Origin of the sequence: Pseudomonas putida (assembly GCF_002025705.1) — a bacterium.
In the GTDB taxonomy this organism is placed as follows: domain Bacteria; phylum Pseudomonadota; class Gammaproteobacteria; order Pseudomonadales; family Pseudomonadaceae; genus Aquipseudomonas; species Aquipseudomonas putida_J.
The window spans coordinates 4,621,199-4,640,510 of sequence record NZ_CP018846.1; the positions used below are offsets into that span (position 1 = coordinate 4,621,199).

General features: G+C 64.7%; 18 protein-coding genes and 1 pseudogene. 6 read left to right on the forward strand and 13 right to left on the reverse strand.

What is annotated here, in order from left to right:
- Positions 1–6 precede the first annotated feature (6 nt).
- Together BUQ73_RS20985 and BUQ73_RS20990 are read left to right on the forward strand one after the other, a co-directional pair.
- Positions 7–1,212 (forward strand): transporter associated domain-containing protein, encoded by a 1,206-nt coding sequence (locus BUQ73_RS20985; protein ID WP_079229513.1) that lies wholly within the window; start codon positions 7–9, stop codon positions 1,210–1,212.
- Between the two features lie 275 nt (positions 1,213–1,487).
- Positions 1,488–2,786, forward strand: coding sequence for an MFS transporter (locus tag BUQ73_RS20990; RefSeq protein WP_079229514.1), 1,299 nt, complete (start codon positions 1,488–1,490; stop codon positions 2,784–2,786).
- A 123-nt stretch (positions 2,787–2,909) separates the two neighbouring features.
- Here BUQ73_RS20990 and purT read toward each other — a convergent pair whose 3' ends face one another.
- The 5 genes from purT to BUQ73_RS21015 form a co-directional block, all read right to left on the reverse strand.
- Entirely contained in the window at positions 2,910–4,091 is a 1,182-nt protein-coding gene (gene purT / locus BUQ73_RS20995; RefSeq protein WP_060512570.1) for a formate-dependent phosphoribosylglycinamide formyltransferase, read from the reverse strand.
- A gap of 76 nt (positions 4,092–4,167) precedes the next feature.
- The gene (locus BUQ73_RS21000; RefSeq protein WP_079229515.1) at positions 4,168–4,635 is read right to left on the reverse strand and encodes a VUT family protein; all 468 of its coding nucleotides are present in this window, start codon (positions 4,633–4,635) and stop codon (positions 4,168–4,170) included.
- Positions 4,636–4,681: 46 nt separating this feature from the next.
- Positions 4,682–4,885 carry a DUF1289 domain-containing protein gene (locus BUQ73_RS21005; protein ID WP_079229516.1) on the reverse strand — a complete coding sequence of 68 codons (204 nt, stop codon included), beginning with the start codon at positions 4,883–4,885 and terminating at the stop codon, positions 4,682–4,684.
- Positions 4,878–5,402, reverse strand: a complete 525-nt coding sequence (locus BUQ73_RS21010) for a gamma carbonic anhydrase family protein (RefSeq protein ID WP_079229517.1) — start codon at positions 5,400–5,402, stop codon at positions 4,878–4,880. The genes BUQ73_RS21005 and BUQ73_RS21010 overlap by 8 nt, the downstream gene beginning before the upstream one ends.
- A 44-nt stretch (positions 5,403–5,446) precedes the next feature.
- The gene (locus BUQ73_RS21015) at positions 5,447–6,046 is read right to left on the reverse strand and encodes a CoA pyrophosphatase (protein ID WP_027920115.1); all 600 of its coding nucleotides are present in this window, start codon (positions 6,044–6,046) and stop codon (positions 5,447–5,449) included.
- A 127-nt stretch (positions 6,047–6,173) separates the two neighbouring features.
- Between BUQ73_RS21015 and BUQ73_RS21020 the strand changes: the two genes are divergently transcribed.
- From BUQ73_RS21020 to BUQ73_RS21035, 4 genes and pseudogenes are all read left to right on the forward strand, one after another.
- On the forward strand, positions 6,174–6,725 hold the full coding sequence (locus tag BUQ73_RS21020; RefSeq protein ID WP_027920116.1) for an NUDIX hydrolase: 552 nt from the start codon (positions 6,174–6,176) through the stop codon (positions 6,723–6,725).
- A 153-nt stretch (positions 6,726–6,878) separates the two neighbouring features.
- A pseudogene (locus BUQ73_RS21025) lies at positions 6,879–7,298 on the forward strand (L,D-transpeptidase family protein); the annotation flags it as partial.
- A gap of 161 nt (positions 7,299–7,459) precedes the next feature.
- On the forward strand, positions 7,460–9,139 hold the full coding sequence (locus BUQ73_RS21030; protein WP_079229519.1) for a ShlB/FhaC/HecB family hemolysin secretion/activation protein: 1,680 nt from the start codon (positions 7,460–7,462) through the stop codon (positions 9,137–9,139).
- A gap of 27 nt (positions 9,140–9,166) precedes the next feature.
- Positions 9,167–13,693 carry a hemagglutinin repeat-containing protein gene (locus tag BUQ73_RS21035; RefSeq protein WP_079229520.1) on the forward strand — a complete coding sequence of 1,509 codons (4,527 nt, stop codon included), beginning with the start codon at positions 9,167–9,169 and terminating at the stop codon, positions 13,691–13,693.
- 321 nt (positions 13,694–14,014) lie between these two features.
- Here BUQ73_RS21035 and BUQ73_RS21045 read toward each other — a convergent pair whose 3' ends face one another.
- From BUQ73_RS21045 to gspF, 8 genes are all read right to left on the reverse strand, one after another.
- Complete coding sequence (locus BUQ73_RS21045) at positions 14,015–14,674, reverse strand: type II secretion system protein N (RefSeq protein ID WP_079229522.1); 660 nt, start codon at positions 14,672–14,674, stop codon at positions 14,015–14,017.
- Complete coding sequence (gene gspM, locus BUQ73_RS21050) at positions 14,671–15,057, reverse strand: type II secretion system protein GspM (protein WP_079229523.1); 387 nt, start codon at positions 15,055–15,057, stop codon at positions 14,671–14,673. The genes BUQ73_RS21045 and gspM overlap by 4 nt, the downstream gene beginning before the upstream one ends.
- Positions 15,054–16,130 carry a type II secretion system protein GspL gene (locus BUQ73_RS21055; RefSeq protein WP_079229524.1) on the reverse strand — a complete coding sequence of 359 codons (1,077 nt, stop codon included), beginning with the start codon at positions 16,128–16,130 and terminating at the stop codon, positions 15,054–15,056. Before BUQ73_RS21055 ends, gspM begins: the two co-directional genes overlap by 4 nt.
- Positions 16,127–16,717 carry a PulJ/GspJ family protein gene (locus BUQ73_RS21060; RefSeq protein ID WP_079229525.1) on the reverse strand — a complete coding sequence of 197 codons (591 nt, stop codon included), beginning with the start codon at positions 16,715–16,717 and terminating at the stop codon, positions 16,127–16,129. Before BUQ73_RS21060 ends, BUQ73_RS21055 begins: the two co-directional genes overlap by 4 nt.
- Before the next feature lie 134 nt (positions 16,718–16,851).
- Positions 16,852–17,220 (reverse strand): type II secretion system protein GspI, encoded by a 369-nt coding sequence (locus BUQ73_RS21070; protein WP_079229526.1) that lies wholly within the window; start codon positions 17,218–17,220, stop codon positions 16,852–16,854.
- Positions 17,217–17,654 carry a type II secretion system minor pseudopilin GspH gene (gene gspH / locus BUQ73_RS21075; protein WP_079229527.1) on the reverse strand — a complete coding sequence of 146 codons (438 nt, stop codon included), beginning with the start codon at positions 17,652–17,654 and terminating at the stop codon, positions 17,217–17,219. The genes BUQ73_RS21070 and gspH overlap by 4 nt, the downstream gene beginning before the upstream one ends.
- Positions 17,655–17,657: 3 nt before the next feature.
- Positions 17,658–18,092: a type II secretion system major pseudopilin GspG gene (gene gspG / locus BUQ73_RS21080; RefSeq protein WP_079229528.1), complete on the reverse strand. Its 435-nt coding sequence runs from the start codon at positions 18,090–18,092 to the stop codon at positions 17,658–17,660.
- A 17-nt stretch (positions 18,093–18,109) separates the two neighbouring features.
- Positions 18,110–19,312, reverse strand: coding sequence for a type II secretion system inner membrane protein GspF (gene gspF, locus BUQ73_RS21085; RefSeq protein ID WP_079229529.1), 1,203 nt, complete (start codon positions 19,310–19,312; stop codon positions 18,110–18,112).

A 19,312-nucleotide genomic window follows, 5' to 3' on the forward strand; every position in this document is an offset into this window, starting at 1 on the left:
CCGCCCATGGACACCCTGCCGTACGCACCGCTTCTCGGCATTCTGGCACTGGCGCTACTGTGGTCGGCGTTGTTCACCGCCGTGGACGCCGCCCGCCTGCAACTCAATGGCTCGCTGCGCAATGGCGATGACGGCCAGCCGCTGTTGCCGGCTCAGGCCCTGGTGTTGTGTGCCAGCCTGGGCAAGCTGCTGGTGCTGGGCCTGGCTTGCCTGATTGGCCAGCGCCAGAACGGCGAACACGGCTTCTGGCTGGCAGGCCTGGCCGCCGTGGCAGCCCTGCTGGTGTTCGCCGAGTTTCTGCCGCGGCGCCTGGCCCGGCGCAACCCGCAGGCCTTCATCAGCCTTGGCCTGAGCCTGCGGCCATTTCCTCTGGCCCTGCTGCAACCCTTGGCCTGCCTGTTCGACGGTATCGCCAAGCTGATGCTGAGGCCGTTCCGCGTACAGCCCGCGGCGGTGGCCCTGCACCCGCAGGAAGATGACGACTTCGACGAAGACGACACGCACGACACGCCGCGCCACGGGCTGCTGGACGGCCTGCAATCGCTGGACAAGATCACCGTCAATGACATCCTCGTGCCACGCAACGAAGTCGACGGCATCAACCTTGACGACCCCATCGAGCTCATCATCGAGCAGCTGATCGTCAGCCGGCACACGCGCCTGCCGGTGTACCACAGCGACATCAACCAGGTCGAAGCGATCCTCAACACCAAGCTCATCAGCCACCTGTTGCCCAAGGCCGAGCTGAGCCTGGAGCAGCTGCTTGGCGCTTGCTACGAACCCTACTTCGTGCCGGAAAGCACACCCTTGCAGATGCAGTTGCTGAATTTCCACAAGCAACAGCGGCGCCTGGGCGTGGTGGTGGACGAGTATGGCGAGGTGCTGGGCATCGTCACACTGGAAGACATTCTCGAGGAGATCGTCGGCGAGTTCGAGGACGAACAGAGCCTGGACAACCCGCACGTGCATCCGCAGCCCGATGGCACCTTCGTGATCGAAGGCGCCGCCTCGCTGCGCGAAATCAACCGCTCCCTGGGCTGGCACCTGCCCTGCGACGGCGGCCCGAAAACCCTCAACGGGCTGGTCACCGAAGCCCTCGAGAGCATTCCGGAAAGCGCCGTTTGCCTGAAGATCGGCCGCTATCGCCTGGAAATCCTCGAAACAGAGGACAATTGCGCCAGCAAGGTACTGGTGTGGACCGTGACCCGATAGCTATACTCGGGTCACGCTTACCCAGCCCCGCCGTCCCGCCTGCTACCCGCACCCGGCGCCACACGGCCAGTCCGCTCCACTGACACCCCCCGCGGTCCTGCTTCAACACCCCGAACAGTGCCCGCTCCCGCCCCTACCCCCCTTGGGCTGGCGTCAGTTGCGCGAACACAACAACAAATACGCTCCGGCGTCCGCGACGCTGTGCCTGCCTTCGAACCATGCACACCGCGCAGACAACGCCCATGGAGCGGACCAGACTGTTAGGGACCTACTTAATGACCACCAGCACCTATGCCCAAGCGCCTGCCGCGCCGGTCAACTCGCCTGCGCGGGTTGCCACCGCCAGCTTCATCGGCACCGCCATCGAGTTCTACGATTTCTACGTCTATGCCACCGCTGCCGCGCTGGTGATCGGCCCCGTGTTCTTCCCGTCCGGGTCGGGCACCGCGCAAATGCTCGCGGCATTCATCACCTTCGGCATCGCCTTCCTTGCCCGCCCGCTGGGCTCGGCACTGTTCGGCCATTTCGGTGACCGCATCGGTCGCAAGTCGACACTGGTCGCCTCGCTGCTGCTGATGGGCTTGTCGACCACGCTGATCGGCGTGCTGCCAGGCTACGACAGCATCGGCGTGTGGGCACCGATCCTGCTTTGCCTGCTGCGCTTCGGCCAAGGCCTGGGCCTGGGTGGTGAATGGGGCGGCGCAGCACTGCTGGCCACCGAGAATGCACCAGAGGGAAAACGCGCCTGGTTCGGCATGTTCCCGCAACTTGGCCCTTCGATCGGTTTCCTCGCTGCCAATGGCCTGTTCCTGACCCTGGCCATGCTGCTCAGTGACGAACAGTTCCGCGACTGGGGCTGGCGCATTCCGTTCCTGCTCAGCGCCGCGCTGGTGCTGGTGGGGCTGTATGTACGCCTGAAGCTGGAAGAAAGCCCGGTGTTCGCCAAGGCAGTAGCCCGCCATGAGCGGGTGAAGCTGCCAGTGGTCGACCTGTTCGCCAAGTACTGGCTGCCGACCCTGCTGGGCGCAGCGGCGATGGTGGTGTGCTATGCGCTGTTCTACATCTCGACCGTGTTCTCGCTGAGCTACGGCGTGACCACCCTGGGCTACAGCCGCGAGACGTTCCTTGGCCTGCTGTGCTTCGCCGTGGTGTTCATGGCCCTGGCCACTCCGCTGTCAGCCTGGCTCAGCGACCGTTACGGGCGCAAACCGGTACTGATCGTTGGCGGCCTGCTGGCGGTGGCTTCGGGCTTTACCATGGAACCGCTGCTGACCTCGGGGTCGACCACGGGCGTGGCGCTGTTCCTGGCCATCGAGCTGTTCCTGATGGGCGTGACCTTCGCGCCGATGGGGGCACTGCTGCCTGAGCTGTTCCCGACCCACGTGCGTTATACCGGCGCTTCGGCGGCGTATAACCTGGGCGGCATTGTCGGCGCCTCGGCGGCGCCGTTCTTTGCCCAGAAGCTGGTGAGCATGGGCGGGCTGAGCTGGGTGGGTGGCTATGTGTCGGCGGCGGCGGTGATCAGCCTGATTGCTGTGCTGTGCCTTAAAGAAACCCGCAATACCGAGCTGTGAGCCATTGGGGCTGCTGTGCAGCCCTTTCGCGACACAAGGCCGCTCCTACAAGAAATTGCGATCACCTGTAGGAGCGGCCTTGTGTCGCGAAAGGGCCGCAACGCGGCCCCATGAGGTCTCGGATCAGAACTCGACCTTGACCGCCTGCGAAGCACGGGTCGCCTTGGCCCGCGCCGCTTCGACCGACTCATCACGCGCCAGGCACACGCCCATGCGACGGGTGCCGTTGATTTCCGGCTTGCCGAACAGGCGAATGGCCGTGTCCGGCTCGCTCAGGGCTGCCCCCAGGTTGGCAAAGCTGGTCTGCTGCGACTGGCCTTCCGGCAGGATCACCGCCGATGCCGACGGCCCGAACTGGCGTACCACCGGGATCGGCAGGCCGAGAATGGCGCGGGCATGCAGGGCGAACTGCGACAGGTCCTGAGAAATCAGGGTTACCAAGCCGGTGTCATGCGGGCGCGGCGAGACTTCGCTGAACCACACCTGGTCGCCTTTGACGAACAGCTCCACACCAAACAGGCCACGACCACCCAGTGCATCGGTGACCGCCTTGGCCACGCGCTGCGACTCGGCCAGGGCTTTCGCGCTCATGGCCTGTGGCTGCCAGGACTCCTGGTAATCGCCCTTCTCCTGACGATGGCCGACCGGCTCGAGGAAGGTAGTGCCACCAACATGGCGCACAGTCAGCAAGGTGATTTCGTATTCGAAATCGATGAAGCCCTCGATGATCACCCGGCCTTTGCCGGCGCGCCCGCCTTCCTGGGCGTAGTCCCACGACTTCTGCAGGTCGGCATCGCTGCGCAACAGGCTCTGGCCCTTGCCCGAGGAGCTCATCACCGGCTTGACCACGCACGGGTAACCGACGTCGGCCACTGCTTTGGCGTAGTCTTCGTAGGTGTCGGCGAAGTGGTACGGCGAGGTCGGCAGGTCCAGCTCTTCAGCGGCCAGGCGGCGGATGCCTTCACGGTTCATGGTCAGTTGGGTGGCGCGGGCGGTCGGCACCACGGTGAAGCCTTCGTTCTCCAGCTCGACCAGCGTGGCGGTGGCGATGGCTTCGATTTCCGGAACGATGTAGTGCGGTTTTTCCGCCTCGATGATCGCCCGCAGGGCAACGCCATCGAGCATGTTGACCACGTGGCTGCGGTGCGCCACCTGCATCGCCGGGGCATTGGCGTAGCGGTCGACGGCGATCACCTCGACGCCCAGGCGCTGCAGCTCGATCACCACTTCCTTGCCCAGCTCGCCACAGCCGCAGAGCAGTACACGGGTCGCGGTCGGCGACAATGGGGTTCCGATACGGGTCATTTCAGGTCCTCGAAGGCGTCCGGGGCCGCACCAGGCTTGGCACGGCCCGCTGAAAAAGGACCGGTATTCTACACCATCAACCTGCCACAGCGGCCCGCCGCGCACGAAATGCCATGGCCAGCCAGACGGCCGTGACACCGGCGAATTTCGAGACCATGGCGGTGCCGATCACAGCCGGCGTGAGGGCGCCGATCATGCCGAAGAAGATGAAGGTATCCACCGGAATGCTCAGCGCCGAGCTCAGCCACAGGCGGTCACGCAGCGGCCGGCGGGTGATGCTGAACACCAGCCAGTCGATCAGTTCGGAGACGAAGAACGCAGTGGCGCTGGCCAGGGCGATGGCCGGCTCCGAGGTGGCATACGACAGCACCAGGGCCAGCAGCATGGCAATCAGCGCGCCGTGGCCGAAGCGGGTCTGCACCATGTCGCGCAGGATGAACACCAGGCCGCCCCAGCAGGACCAGATGATGTCCAGGTGCGGGGCGCTGGAGAAGGCGTAGTTGATCAGCACTACGCTACTGATATAGGCAATGAGATAGAACATGGCGAGTGATCTGTGGGCAAGCCGCACAGATTACTTGATTTTGCGGTCAGTGCCCAATAATCAGCCCGGCTGCCAGCGCCCGTTCATGGCACAGCTTAAGCACCGCCCGGCGCTCGGTATTGTCCATCCGCCCCCAGCGGCCGATCTCGGCCACCGTGCGCTGGCAGCCGGTACAGATATCCTGCTCGTCCAGCGCGCAAATGCTCACGCATGGCGAAGCCACCGGCCGCTCGGCTGCCATTTCACTCATCGTCGACCACCAGCTCCCGCGCATAACGCTCGGCATTGTGCACATAGTGCGCGGCGCTGGCTTCGAGCATGCGCATCTGCTGCTCGGTCAGCTCGCGCACCACCTTGCCCGGCGAGCCCATCACCAGCGAACCATCGGGAATTTCCTTGCCTTCAGGGATCAGCGCGTTGGCGCCGATGATGCAATGCTTGCCGATGCGCGCGCCGTTGAGGATCACCGCATTGATGCCGACCAGGCTGTAGTCGCCGACCGTGCAGCCATGCAGCATGGCATTGTGGCCAACGGTCACGCCCTTGCCCAAGGTCAGCGGCGAGCCCATGTCGGTGTGCATCACGGTACCGTCCTGGACGTTGCTGCCCTCGCCGATGTCGATCAGTTCGTTGTCACCCCGCAGCACGGCACCGAACCACACGCTGGCACGGGCCTGCAGGCGTACCTTGCCAATCAGGGTGGCGGTGGGTGCGGCCCAGCTTGTGGCGTGGCATTCGACCCGATGGTCGCCCAGGCGGTATTTCATGTTCGCTCCTCAGAGGTTCACGCAGACGGCGGGGTGTGCCCCGCTCAGATTTCGATGTAGCGCTCAGGGGGTTGATGCAGGCTGATACCGGCGTCATACAGCAGGTTGACCAGCTCGACGATCATGATTGCCGACAGCCCCCAGATCTTGTACTCGCCATAGCGATAGCTGGGCACGTACCAGCTGCGGCCCTGGTAATCGATACGGTGGGTGTGGTCACGCGGGTCCTGGCGGAAGAATTCCAGCGGCACGCTGAAGACTGCCGCGATTTCGGCATCGTTGGCACGGTATTCGACGAAATCCGGGATCAAGCCGACGAACGGGGTCACTTTCAGGCCGTGCAAGGAAATCAGCGGGCTGAGCGGGCCGATCACCTCCACCAGGCCGGGTGGCAAGCCGATTTCTTCTTCGGCCTCGCGCAATGCGGTAAATACCAGGTCCGGGTCTTCCGGGTCGCGACGGCCACCGGGAAAGGCGACTTCTCCGCCGTGGGTCGAGAGCCCCTTGGCACGCAAGGTCAAGACAAGCTCGGGGGCTTCGCTGCGGGTAATGGGCAAAAGTACCGCCGCCTCGGGGAACCGTCGGTCGGTTTCCAGTGAAGCCGGTTGGTGGTTGCTCATTCGGCGAAGTAGCTCGTCCAGCATTGTGCACTCTCGTTTCCAAGGCCTGCCGTGCATGATGCACCAAAAGCCGCGAAGCACCCAAGCCCCACACGCTTGCGGCAGCCCCGCCTGGCGCGCCAAGATAACCCGGTCAATAGGGAAGAAAAGCATGAAATTCTGCAGCGCGTGCGGCCAGCCGGTCATTCAGCGGATACCCGAAGGCGACAGCCGCCTGCGGTTCGTCTGCGAACATTGCCAGACCATCCACTACCAGAACCCAAACATCGTCGCCGGGGTGCTGCCCAGCTGGGGCAGCCAGGTGCTACTGTGCCGCCGCGCCATCGAGCCGCGCCGCGGCTTCTGGACCCTACCGGCCGGCTTCATGGAAAACGGCGAGACCCTCGACCAGGCCGCCCGTCGCGAAACGGTCGAAGAAGCCTGCGCCCGGGTCGGGGACATGGCCCTGTACCAACTGTTCGACCTGCCGCACATCAACCAGGTGCATGTATTCTTCCGCGCCGAACTGGCCGACCTGGATTTCGCCGTCGGGGTCGAAAGCCTGGAAGTGCGGTTGTTCGAGGAACACGAAATACCGTGGGGCGAGCTGGCTTTCCGCACCGTCACTCGCACACTAGAATGCTATTATCGCGACCGCATCAGGCAGCACTACCCGATTGGCCATGAATACCTGCCGCCGATGAATGTATCGCCCACCACTTAAGCTCGCAGGTACTGCTTCATGCGTTGGTTGTTCGCCCTTTTCTGCCTTTGCGTTACCACGGTGTCCCAGGCGGCCTTCACCGAAGTCATCATTCGCAAGCCGCAACCGCCCGTGCCGGCCCAGTCACAGTCACAGGCGGCCATGCAGCCGCTGATCGACAAGGTGCTGGTGATCAAGTCCGAGAGGCGCCTGCAGCTGATCAGCCGCGGCGAGCCGCTGAAGACCTACCGCATCTCCCTGGGCAAACAGCCCAAGGGGCCCAAGGAACGCGAAGGCGACAAGAGAACCCCAGAAGGCCTGTACTGGCTGGACTGGCGCAAGGAAAGCGACCGCTTCAACCTGGCCATGCACATCACCTACCCGAACGTCAGCGACGCCGCCCGTGCTAACCGCGAAGGCTGGAGTGCCGGCAGCATGATCATGATCCATGGCACGCCGATCAACGATAACTACCCCGAGTGGTACTTCCACACCCTCGACTGGACCGACGGCTGCATCGCCATGCGTAACCGCGACATGCAGGAAGTGTGGGACCTGGTTCGTGATGGCACCTTGATCGAGATTCGCCCCTGATAGTCCTACATTCAGATTGAGCTTGTAGGACCTTTCATACTTCAAATGCACTCCCGCCCTACGCCCTGCGTAGACCAGGGACTGCATCCAAGCGAAGGCATTAATTCCTAGCATCCACGCAAACGAGTACGTGATCCGTACGCCACTTGCGGGGATGTTCAATGCCATGCCGATTCCGCCACATCGCCAGCAGGCTGCTTGCCCGGTGCCTGGCTGGCCTGCTGGTCACCTGTGCGGCTCTGGCTGACGACCCCGCCAGCCTGCAACTGCGCGACCAGCAGCAGTCGCTGCGCCAACTTGAACAGCAACAGCGGCTCGAGCGCTGGCAGCTACCTCCCTTGCCCGAAAGCGGCGAGCAGGTCCCCACCGACACGCACGACAGTCAGTGCTGGAACGTGTCCGGCCTGCGCATCATTGGCAACCACCAGCTTGCGGATCAGGCACTTGAGCCCGCGCTGCGCGAGCAGGTGCTGCCCTGCATGGGCATCGATGACATCAATAGCCTGCTCAGGGGCATCACCCAGTTATATGTCAGCGCGGGCTTCCCGACCAGCCGTCCGTACCTGCGCCAGCAGCCTCGGGATGACGCGCCACTGGATATCGTTATCGTCGAAGGCTTTGTCGAGTCCATCGAGCTCGCTGGCCCGGCGTTACCTGTGTCGCTGAGCGGCGCCTTCCCTGGCGTGTTGGGCCAGCCTTTGTATTTGCCCGACCTGGAGCAAGGGCTCGATCAACTCAACCGCATGCGAGCCTATGACCTGACCATGGACCTGCTGCCGGGCGAACTGCTGGGCGGCACTCGGGTGGTGGTGCGACCGCAGAAGGTTGGCTCGCGCTGGCACCTGGACAGCCGTCTGGACAACCGCGGCAGTGAGCTCACTGGCCGCCACCGCCTGAACCTGAGCCTTGGCCTGGACAGCCCGCTGGGGCTGAATGACGACCTGCGCGTTTCACTGCTGTCCAACGTCTTCCACGCCCCTGGCCAGACCCAAGGCATCACGCTGTATTACAGCGTTCCTTACGGTCCCTGGACCTTTGCCCTCAACGCCAGCCAACTGGCCTACGACGCCCCCCTGCCCCATAGCCGGCAAACCAGCGAAGGCAGTAGCAGCTACCAAGGCCTGAGCGTCGAGCGAGTGCTGTGGCGCAACCAGCAAGGCCTGCTCAGCGCCAGCACAAGGCTGGACCGCAAGCAGCTGATCAACCGCAGCGCTGGCGCCGTTGTCACTCAGCAAAGCCCGACGCTCACCAGCCTCGAAGCTGGCATCAACCTGCTGTGGCTAGAAGGTGGACTTTGGAACGGGTATGTGGGCGTTGCCCAAGGCCTGGACTGGTTCGCTGCCGATGAGTCGCCACTAGGCGTAGAGCGCCTGCGCCCAGACTTTCGCAAGTACCGCGCCAGCCTGCTGCACCTGCGCCAGGGGCCGGCGAACGCGCCTTGGCGCTGGCAAAGCGAACTGGCCCTGCAGTACAGCAGTGACGCACTGCCTGCCGTCGAACAACTGCTGGTCAGTGACGATTCGACCGTACGGGGCTTTCGCCTGCGTACCTACTCCGCTGCCAGCGGCGCAGCCTGGCGCAACACCTTCAGCCAACCCCTGCCAACAAAGTGGGCTCAGCCCCTGCAGATACGCCCTTATTTCGGGCTGGATGTGGGGTGGGCCCGGCCAGCCACTGGCAAGCCCTCGCAACGCCTGGCAGGCGCAGCCGCCGGCATCGAGCTGAGCCTGCCCGGCACTCGAATGCGCCTCGACTACCAACGAGCCCTCTACACCAGCGACCTGCCTCGCTCCCGGCTGGAGCCTGGCTTCTGGGTAATGGAATGCACCTTGAGCATCTGATTCACCCACAACAAAGAGAACGAGAACATGCATAAACTCTCGCCGTTACCGTCTACCCGCCCGGATACCTTGCGCTGGGCCATCTTCCTCGCCCTGCTCGGGCCCACCAGCGCTCTCGCGCAAGGGGGCCTGGAGGCCGCCAGCGGCCCCACGGGCACCCCTATCATCAACAACGATCATGGCGTACCGGTGATCGACATCGTCCCACCCAACGCCAGTGGCCTGTCGCATAACCAGTTCCTCGACTACAACGTCGCCCAACCCGCTGTGGTGCTGAACAACGCCCTGCAGGGCGGCCAGTCGCAACTGGCCGGCGCACTGGCCGCCAACCCGCAATTCCAGGGCCAGGCGGCGTCAACCATTCTCAACGAGGTGATCAGCCGCAATGCCTCGCTGATCGAAGGCCCGCAGGAAATCTTCGGCCGCCCCGCCGACTACATTCTCGCCAACCCCAACGGGATCACGCTCAATGGCGGCAGTTTCATCAACACCACCCGTGCAGGGTTCGTGGTCGGCACTCCTGAATTGCAGGATGAGCAGTTGCGCAACTTCAGCACGTTGAATGCCGGTGGCACTTTGCAGGTGCTGCAGGGCGGCCAGAGCAATGCCGAGGGTGCGCTTGAGCTCATTGCCCCCAAGGTGGACCAGCAAGGCTTGCTCATGGCCAAGGCTGACCTCAACGTGACCGTTGGCCGCAATCGCATCGCCCATGCCGATGGCCAGGTCCTCGAACACCTGCCAGGCACCCCGTCGAGCATCGACGCCAACCTGTTCGGCGCCATGCGCGCCGGGCGTATTCGAGTGGTCAGCACCGCCGAAGGTGCCGGGGTACGCATGGGGCCGGTAAAAGCAAAGGCTGACAACGGCATCGCCATCCACTCGGCCGGCTCATTGCACGTCAGTGGCGAAGCCGAGCAGCCTTCCGAACTGCACAGCGAGCGCGGCAGTTTGCAGCTTACAGCCGCCGATGACCTGACGCTGAGCGCCGTCGACGGCAAGGCCGAGCATATCGAAGCCAAGGCTGGCAAGCAGCTCACCCTGGACGCCAAGACCCGTGAAAAGATTGGCCACGACCGTGACAGCTGGAACAAGAAGTTCCTGTTCATCACCCGCGAAACCTACAGCCGCAACAGCACCACCACCGAACGCCAGCAACGCGGTGTGCAGTTGCAGGGCAGCGACAGCATCACACTGCAGTCCGGCGCCGACATGCGCCTGGTCGCCGCACAGGTGAAGGCAGGTGGTCACATGACCCTCGACAGCGGCGCCAACCTGGACATCGCCGCCGGTATCGACAGCACGCAATTCAAGGAGCAGGTGCGCCATCGCAAGGACCTCTGGCGCGGTGATAGCGACACCGACAAGTACACAGAGCGGGCACAGCCCAGCGCATTGAGCGCCCAACGCATGACGGTCAAAGCCAAAGACACACTAAGAGTCGAAGGCAGCAGCCTGCATAGCCGCGGCGACATGGACATCAACGCCAGGCAAGTCGAAGTCGGCACAACCGCCCTGCAGCAACGTAGCAGCGACGGCAACTACCGTGGCGACCTGGTCTCCGGGACCTTCTTCGGTGATCGCAAGGGCAACGACACCGAAGGCCGCAGCGTTGCCGGCAGCAGCATCACCGCTGGAGGCAAACTGAACATCCACGCCGACCAGGTCAGCATCAAAGGCAGCACCGTGCACGGCAAGGAGGATGCCGTGCTGTACAGCGAAAAAGGCGCACTGGCGATCGAAGCCGACCATGGCAGTACCCGCTCCACCAAACGCGCAAGCGACAGCAAGCTGTTCGGCCTGATCGGCAGCGACCAGGAAAACACCACACGGCAACAGCAGGTGCTGGTCAGCGATGTCAGCTCGTCCAGCAACCTGCGCCTGGCCAGTGCCGATGAGCTGCGCATCCAGGGCGCCAAGGTCGAAGCCAGTGCGCACCTGCAGGTCGAAGCCAAGGGCGATGTGCTGATCGGCAGCGCGCAAACGGTAAACGAAAGCGAAAACCGCGATCGGCAACGTGGCTTGACTGCCAGTGCCCGGCAAACCCAGAAAGCCGAAGACGGCAAGCCGGAGTCGCGCCAGTACGCAGCAGGCGTGGCCTATGAAGTGAGCACTCGCCACGAAAAGGTGCGCGACACCACGCAGGTTGCCAGCGAGCTGAAGGGCGCCACGGTTGGCCTGGCCAGCGAGGCACACCTGCAGGTCAACGGTTCCACAGTCCAGGCCAGTGCTGGCGACCTCGACGTGAAGGCCAGGCAATTGACACTGGGCGCCACCCGCAATGAGCGCGAATCGACCACCAGCACAAGCCAGAGCGGCGGTGGTTTGACCGTCACGGGCGGCATCGACCGCCTGGGTAGCCTGTTCGAAGGCCATCACAACAGCACCGTGGTCACCGAACGCGACAGCAAGGCCCAACGCAGCGAGCTGCAGGCCAGTGGCAACCTGAAGCTCGAAGCGGACGAACTGGTTACCGAAGCCGCACGGGTCACGGCCGGGGATACCCTCAAGGTCTCCGCCAAGCACATCGACAACCGTGCGGTCCAGGATACCCACGAGCGCGAAGAGCTTCGCAACGAGTGGTCCGGCAGCCTCGGCGCCAGTGTCGAATACCGTGACCTGACCCGGCCGATTGAACGGCTGGTGCTGGGCGAAGAAGCCGCACGCTTCCAGCAGGCATCGCCCGAGGACGCCATGGTGGCGCCCAGCGTCGGCGCCGACATGACCGTGGAGCATCTCAAGCGCCTGGAGAACCAGCGCCGAGGAATCGCCCAGGTCAGCGAGCTGTCTGGCGCGAAAGTCGAGGCCAAGGCCGACAGGATCGACGACCAAGGTACCGCTTGGCGTGCAGAGGCCGGCAAATTGCTGATCGATGCTCAGGAGCACACGGTGCGCGCAGCCGAAAACACAGAGGAGGACAGCGTGCAGCGCTTGGCCTATGGCGGTGACCTGCGCGTGGACACCAGCTCTGGAAGCGACGTGAACGTGCGCGCCGCAGGCAAGGGTGGCTCGCTGGGCAAGCAAGCAACGGCCAGTACCGCAGTGCCAGGCAGCCTGTATGGGCAACAGGGCATCCAGGTCCAGCTGGGTAGCGATGGCCGCTATGAAGGCACACGCATGAACGGTGGCGAAGGCGAAGTAGTCATCCACAGCGCTGGCAGCCTGTCGTTGACCCAGGCCAGCGACCACGCCGAGCAACTGACCCGCCAGCTTGACGGCAACGCCTGGGCCAAAGTCGGCAACCGCCCTGGCAGCACCGGCTTCGACGGCCGCGGCTATCTCGACAACGCGCAGCAGCTAGCAGAGCAAACCAAGGCTCGCGTGGCACAGATCGACGCCAAGGGTGAGGTACGCCTCAGCAGCGTGGGTGATCTGTCGCTCGAAGGCACCCGTATTGGCAATCGCGAGGCCAAGACCGGCGACATTCTGGTGCACAGTGACGGTCGCCTGCAGGTCAAGGCAGGCAACGACACCCAGCACGCTACAGGCGGCAAACTCGGCGGGGGCCTGGAGCTGGCAGGCAAGATGGGCGAGACCAAAGGCGGTGGCATCGGCGGCCATTTCACCCATGGCAAGCAGGATGAAAACGCCCGTCAGGCTGTCGATGCCCAATTCGCCAGTGCTGGCAAGCTGACCCTCAGCAGCCGCGCCCGCGAAGACATTGCCCTGCACCTGCAAGGCCTGCAGGCATCGGCTGAGCAGATCGAACTCGATGCGTCCCGCGGCGGCATGCTGATCGAGGCCTCTTCCAATCAGGAGCAGCGCAACAACCTCGACATCAGCGCCGGGGCCGGATTCAACATGACCGCAGGTACCACCGACACCCGAGGGCTGCATGGCCGCGCCAAGGTCGAGCTGGACAAGCGTGACAACCAGACCTGGAACGCCAGCAACTTACGCGCCGAAACCATCGACCTGCAAAGCCGAGGTGATACCCGCATCGAAGGTGCCAGCCTGGACGCCGGGCGCATCACCGGCGCGATCGATGGCGACCTGCGCATCGCCAGCCGCAAGGACAGCGTCGACAGCCTGACGGTGAAGGGCGATGCACGCCTGAGCCAGGAAAAGAACCCGCAGGGTTACGTCAACGCCGCCACCTCGCTGGCCGGCCCACTGGGTGGCAAGGTCAAGGAAAAAGCCGGCTCGGCCTTGAGCAAGGCCGACCCAGGTTTTTCGCCGACCTTCAGCCTTGAGGTGTCGCATGTGCAGCGCGACAGTGTGGCGCAACAGGCGGTTATCAAGGGCAGTGATGGTGTCGAGTTGAAGGTGGGGGGCGAGGCGCAGCTGGTTGGCGCACGCCTGCAGTCGGCCAAGGGTACGGTCGCGCTCGATGCTGGTTCGGTGAGCCGGGAAACCCTGAGTGGCAATGATTACCGTCGGGATGTGTCGATCGATGCGTCCAATTCGCCGGTTGACCTGGGCACGGCGATTGCCGAAATGGCCAAGGGTAAGGGTGCTGCGGATGGCGAGAATGCGCTGGACCTGGGGTTGTTGAGGACCAGCGGGCATAGCCGGAGTGAGCAGTGGGTTTCCAGTGTTCAGGGTAAGGCGGAATAAGGGAGGAGGCGCAGAGGTGCCTGCCTTGAGATGTTCAGCGCCTGTGAGATCGAGCGCCGCCCGCGCGGCGCATCGCAGATAAATCCGCTCCTGCATTTGTTGCAACGTGGCCATGCCTGTCAGGCCATGGTTGTCAGCCTTGTTTGCAAGGCTCAAGTCATGCGCCAAGGCTGGCAACCATGGCGTAACAGGTTCGGCACGTTGCAAAAGATGTAGGAGCGGATTTATCCGCGATGCGCCGCGCGGGCGGCGCTCGATCTCACAGGCACTAAACATCTCAAGGCAGGCACATGGTGGCCCTGCCCCAACCCCTCGCCCAACCTACCAACGCAGCTCGCGCCGCCCCACCAGGGCCTGCGGCCCCAGCCACTGCACACCTCGCAGCAACGGCGTCAGCGCCGCCTCACTCTGCAAATCGAACATCACCTGAGCCTTGCGCCCCGCAAGGTCGGCATCCAGCTTCAGCTCATGCTGCCCCTGCTGCGCCAGTTGCCCACGCAAACGCCAGCCAGCACGGCAATCCATCTCTACCCAGCCCTGCCCCAACCCCAGCGACCATGGCTCACTCAAGGCCAGATCGGTGACGCTCACCCGCCCTTCGCTACTGCGACACTGGCGCCCCGCCCCCTGCAAGCGCAGCTCCCCTTGCCACTGTCCGGCCAGGCGGTAATCCGTCAGCACTGTTGCCTGGGCAGCCAATGCCGCAGCTTCCAGCCGCCAGCGCCATGGCCAGCCTTCGGCGCGCAACCGCCAGGCCTGGCCCTGGAAACCGAGCTGTGCATCGGCCTGCATGCGCCATGGCCGCAATGCCCAGCGCAGCGGCCCGACCGGCCCCAACTGCTGGGCCTGGCCATGCCACAAGCTGCCGCTGACATCACGTGCCGGCAGGCCAACTGCGCGCACCACCCAAGCGGCCGGCAACTCCACCAGCAAGGTCAACGTGAACACCATCGCGCACCACAACAGCCCGCGACGGCTCATGGCTGCAGCACCAGGTCGAAGCGCAGGCCCTTGGCATCCTGCTCAAGCCCCCACTGCAAGGGCTGCACACCTTCGGCACGCAGGCTTTGCAACCAGCCCTGCAACACACGTTCATCTGCTACCTGACCCCGCAGCTGCCAGTTTTTGCCTTGCACATCGACGTCAGCCAGATCGATTCGCCGCGCCTGGGCTGACTGGCGCAGGCGCTCCAGGCTTACACCCGGGCCGCCCTGAATGCTTGCGGCTTGAACTGCCAGCTCGCGCCACAGGCTCAGTTCACGCCATTGTGCCAGGCCTTCGCGCACGGCCAACAAGCCCAGCAGGCAGGCAATCAGGGCCCATGCCAGCCGCAGACGGTGACGCTGTATCCATGCCCGATTCATGTTGCTGCTCCCAGGTCGAACACCACCTGCCCGTCCTGTACCTGCACAGCAGCGCCCACAGCGCTGGCCATCTCGGTCCACGGCGGCGCGGCGCCATCGCCGCCCAGGCGCAGGTGCCAGCGCTGACCATCGAAACGCACCGCTTGCAGACACCAGGAAGGGTGCTCATGCAGCCAGACTTGCAGACGTGCCTGCAGGTCTTCGAGCTGACGCTCGCGCAATTGCTGCTGCAATTCGCTTTCCCGCATACGCTTGAGGGCCAGCGCCGCGTGCCGGGCGCTGGCCTGCTCGCCGGTCACCGCCAGCACCTGCGCACGCCAGGTTTGCGCCTGCCGCCATTGCTGGCCCAGCCACAGGCCGCCCCACACAGTGGCCAGCACCAGGCAAGCGGCAAGCAAGCGCAGTTGATGCGGCGATACCCGTGATAGGGAACGCGCCCGGCGAGGCCGATCGAACAGGCTGGGCAATTTGTCGAGTGTCGCCAATGAGCTGGGCCAAGTGCTGGTCACCATGTGCTTGTGCAGGCCCGACCAAGGCTGCTGCGGCAGTTCGCCCAACGTTGCGGGCCAGGCTAGCCAATGTTCAACTCCGCCCTCACCCCGCCCTTTGCAAAGGGAAACGTCCGGGGTGCGCTGCCATTGCCATGCGCTGCCCGACTCGGGTATGGGCAGCAACTGGAACTCTGCCCAGCAACACTCGACCTGCAGCCCCCACTCGGCACATTGCTCGCGCCACGGCTCCAGCAACCGCCGCTCCACCGCCATCAGGTGCAATTGCCCCGCCTGTCGTGAAAGGCAGGCACATAGCACCTCGTCCGGGTTCTGCAGCAAGCGGTCTTCCAGCAACAACGGCCACTCGTCACGCTTGAGGCCCGGTGGCGCAGGCAGCTGAAACTGGCTGCAAGACTCACCAGGGACGATCAGTGCCACCCGTGCCTGCAGGTTCGCCGGTGGCTCGCCCTGCCCTTGACGATGGGGGGCACCCGCCTCAACCAGCAGCCAGTCCCAGACTTCGCCCGGGCGCAGCAGTAACCACGGTCGCGTTGGCGTAGCGCGGCGACATTCAAACTTCATGAACGCCCCCAAGGGAGAATGAAGGTGCAGACATAGGGCGCTCCGTCACGCTGCAATTCCAGGCGCACGCCACGGCCGGGGTGCGCGGGTTGGTCGGAGGGCCAGGGCAGCCAGCGGCCGCCCTGGTGGTAGAGAACGTTGATCGCGCTGACCCGCCGCAGTTGCTCACGCAGCACCCAACGCGGCTCGCTGGCCGCGTACAGGTCGGCCGAGCTTTCCAGCAGCAGGCGCTGATCACGCGCATCGAAGCGCAGGCGCTGGCGTTGCAGGCGCGAGCCGCCTTCGGCCTCGGGCAAGGCGGCGGCGGCCACCCACAGCAACTGCTGGCGATCGGCCTGCCAGTCGAGCCAGCGGCTGGCCAGGGGCAGGCGTTGTTCATACAGGCGGCGCAACACCGGGCTGTCGAAGCGCCGTTCCAGGGCCAGGCAGAACTCCAGCACGCTGGCTTCCTGCGTGTTTACCTGTAGCCGCTCGCGCACTTTGAGCCAGCCGTTGACCAAAGCCGCCAGCATGACCCCGAGCAGCGCGGTCAGGGCCATGGCCACCATCAGTTCGATTAGCGTCAGGCCCGCCTGACGCCGTTTCATGGGCAGGCACTGCCCCCCTGTGGGAGCGGGTTCACCCGCGAACACCGGCAAAGCCAGTGCCATGCACCGCGGTGCCTGCTTCGCGGGTAAACCCGCTCCCACAAGGTCCGCGCAAGCTTCACGACCTTTGCCAATCATGGCTGCTCCAGAAACAGGGTGTACTGCCCTAACGGCAAGCGCTGGTCGTGGTCGGCATACAACTGCAACTCGCCACGGCGCAGTTCGCGCACTCCGGTGCGGCGCAGCTGCATTTGCCAATGACAGGCCTGGCCGCCTTGACTGAGCAGGCCATCGACCTGGTTGCTGGCCGGCCAATACTGCTCGACGGCAAAGCGCGCCTGCAGCTCCCGAGCGCAGAGCACGCCCAGACGATGCTGCTGCACGCTGGCTTGCACCGCCAGGCGCTGGCGCAACACCTGGCTGGTGATGACCGCCAATACAGCGGCGATCGCCAGGGCCACGGTCACTTCCAGCAAGGTGAACCCGCGCTGCTTGCGTTTCATGGCGCCATCGCCACACGCAACTGACCGTCACGGCCCCACTCCCAACGTTGGCGGCCTTGCGCCCAGCGCCAGTGCACCGAGCCCGGCTGCGCCCAGCCCTGCGGCGTGAACAGCACACGTGGCTGCGCGCTGGCCGGCCAGTCCGGGCGCAGGCCCTTTGGCCAGTCAAGCGGGGCGCCTGCCTCGACCACCCAGCCGTCGCCTTCACGGCGCACGAACTCCGGCCGCTGACCGGTCCAGCGCAGCCCACGCAGTTGCCCGGCATGCCGGGCCAGCGCCGCCTGGCTGCGGGTTTCCACGGCCAGCCGTTGCAGCGCCTGGTCGACGCTGGCCTTGCCACTGTCGAGCCAGGCCACCGCCATGCCGGTCATGAGCCCGGCAATCGCCAGAACCACCAGCAACTCGAGCAGGCTGAAGCCACGCTGATCGGGCATCGGTCACAACGCCCAGTTACCAAGGTCGGCATCCTGGCCTTCACCACCGGGCACACCATCGGCACCCAGCGAATAAACATCGACCCGCCCATGCTCACCGGGCATGCGGTACTGATACGGAGTACCCCATGGGTCTTCCGGCAGGCGGCGCACATAGCCGTCGCTGCGCCAACTGCGTGGCAGGGGTTCCTGGGTCGGCTTTTTCACCAGCGCGGCCAGGCCCTGTTCGTTGCTGGGGAAGCGCAGGTTGTCCAGGCGGTACATGTCCAGCGCCTGCTCCAAGGTCGCCAGGTCGGCCATGACTTTCTGTTTCATGGCCTTGTCCTGGTTGCCCAGCACACTGGGCGCGACCACGGCGATCAGCAGGCCGATGATGAAGATCACCACCATGATTTCCATCAGGGTGAAGCCGCGCTGGTGGTTGCGTCGATGCTGCATGGAAGTACTCCTTGTTTTCACAGTTGCAGGCCCTGGTTGAGTTGCATGATCGGTAACAGCACCGCGAGCACGATGAACAGCACCACGGCGCCCATCACCAGGATCATCAGGGGTTCGAAAAGCGCCATGGCAGTGTCCACCTGGCGGGCGAAACCGCGCTCCTGGTCGTCGGCTACGCGTTCGAGCATGTCGGCCAGTGTGCCGCTGGCCTCGCCGCTGCCGACCATGTTCACCAGCAATGGCGGGAACTGCTGGCTTGCATCCAGGGCGCGGTGCAGGCTTGTGCCGCCCTGCACCTGCTGGCGTACTTGCTCCATGGCCAGCCGAATGCGCCGGTTGCCAACGGTTTCGGTGGCAACCTGCAAGGCTTCGAGCAGGGCCACGCCACTGCTGCAGAGGATCGCCAGGCTGCGTGCCAGGCGGGCGCTTTCCAGCACTTGCAGCAGTAGGCCGATGCGCGGCAGGCGCAGCAGCAGTTCATCGCGGCGCAGGCGCCAGTGCGGCTTGCGCAGCAGCCAACTGCCCAGCACACCGAAAACCAGCGCCAGCCCCAGTAGCCACGGGCCGGCATGCACCAAGCCCTGGCTCAGGCCGATCAGCAGCGAGGTGATCAACGGCAGGCTCTGCCCGGCGTGGGCGAACTGTTCGGTGAGCTTGGGCACGACGAAGGTCATCAGGCCGACCACCACCGCCAGCGACACACCCATCAGCACGCAGGGGTAGATCAGTGCGGTGCGCGCCTTGTGCTGCTGGCGCTGCACCTGCTCGAGGTGATCGGCCAGCCGGTTCAGCACCTGGGCCAGGCGCCCGGAGCGCTCGCCGGCCTCGACCAGCGCGCAGTACAAACCGCTAAAAGGCGCCCCTTGACGGGCAAGGCTGCAGGCCAACCCGAGGCCTTCGGCCAGCGAGCCGCGCAAGGCTACCAACACGCCATGCAAGGCAGGTTCGCGCAGTTGCCGTTCGAGCGTGGCCAGCGCATCGACCAGCGGGATGCCGGCACCGGTCAGGGTTGCCAGCTGGCGGGTCAGCTCGCACAGCTGGGCCCGGCTCAGGCGTTGGCGGCGTGGTTGGCGGCTGCCGGCTTCATGGCGTTGCAGCTGCCGCGGGAACAGGCCCTGCTCGCGCAGCAGCTGCCGTGCATGGCGTTCGCTGTCGGCCTGCAGGCTGGCTTTGTGGGTCTTGCCGGCGAGGTCGACGGCTTGATAGCGAAAGGTCGGCAT

Bases quoted from the DNA above. Each gene is read 5' to 3' on its own strand.
- BUQ73_RS20985 (WP_079229513.1), top strand. From the start codon at position 7: ATGGACACCCTGCCGTACGCACCGCTTCTCGGCATTCTGGCACTGGCG.
- BUQ73_RS20990 (WP_079229514.1), top strand. From the start codon at position 1,488: ATGACCACCAGCACCTATGCCCAAGCGCCTGCCGCGCCGGTCAACTCG.
- purT (WP_060512570.1), bottom strand. From the start codon at position 4,091: ATGACCCGTATCGGAACCCCATTGTCGCCGACCGCGACCCGTGTACTG.
- BUQ73_RS21000 (WP_079229515.1), bottom strand. From the start codon at position 4,635: ATGTTCTATCTCATTGCCTATATCAGTAGCGTAGTGCTGATCAACTAC.
- BUQ73_RS21005 (WP_079229516.1), bottom strand. From the start codon at position 4,885: ATGAGTGAAATGGCAGCCGAGCGGCCGGTGGCTTCGCCATGCGTGAGC.
- BUQ73_RS21010 (WP_079229517.1), bottom strand. From the start codon at position 5,402: ATGAAATACCGCCTGGGCGACCATCGGGTCGAATGCCACGCCACAAGC.
- BUQ73_RS21015 (WP_027920115.1), bottom strand. From the start codon at position 6,046: ATGCTGGACGAGCTACTTCGCCGAATGAGCAACCACCAACCGGCTTCA.
- BUQ73_RS21020 (WP_027920116.1), top strand. From the start codon at position 6,174: ATGAAATTCTGCAGCGCGTGCGGCCAGCCGGTCATTCAGCGGATACCC.
- BUQ73_RS21030 (WP_079229519.1), top strand. From the start codon at position 7,460: ATGCCATGCCGATTCCGCCACATCGCCAGCAGGCTGCTTGCCCGGTGC.
- BUQ73_RS21035 (WP_079229520.1), top strand. From the start codon at position 9,167: ATGCATAAACTCTCGCCGTTACCGTCTACCCGCCCGGATACCTTGCGC.
- BUQ73_RS21045 (WP_079229522.1), bottom strand. From the start codon at position 14,674: ATGAGCCGTCGCGGGCTGTTGTGGTGCGCGATGGTGTTCACGTTGACC.
- gspM (WP_079229523.1), bottom strand. From the start codon at position 15,057: ATGAATCGGGCATGGATACAGCGTCACCGTCTGCGGCTGGCATGGGCC.
- BUQ73_RS21055 (WP_079229524.1), bottom strand. From the start codon at position 16,130: ATGAAGTTTGAATGTCGCCGCGCTACGCCAACGCGACCGTGGTTACTG.
- BUQ73_RS21060 (WP_079229525.1), bottom strand. From the start codon at position 16,717: ATGAAACGGCGTCAGGCGGGCCTGACGCTAATCGAACTGATGGTGGCC.
- BUQ73_RS21070 (WP_079229526.1), bottom strand. From the start codon at position 17,220: ATGAAACGCAAGCAGCGCGGGTTCACCTTGCTGGAAGTGACCGTGGCC.
- gspH (WP_079229527.1), bottom strand. From the start codon at position 17,654: ATGCCCGATCAGCGTGGCTTCAGCCTGCTCGAGTTGCTGGTGGTTCTG.
- gspG (WP_079229528.1), bottom strand. From the start codon at position 18,092: ATGCAGCATCGACGCAACCACCAGCGCGGCTTCACCCTGATGGAAATC.
- gspF (WP_079229529.1), bottom strand. From the start codon at position 19,312: ATGCCGACCTTTCGCTATCAAGCCGTCGACCTCGCCGGCAAGACCCAC.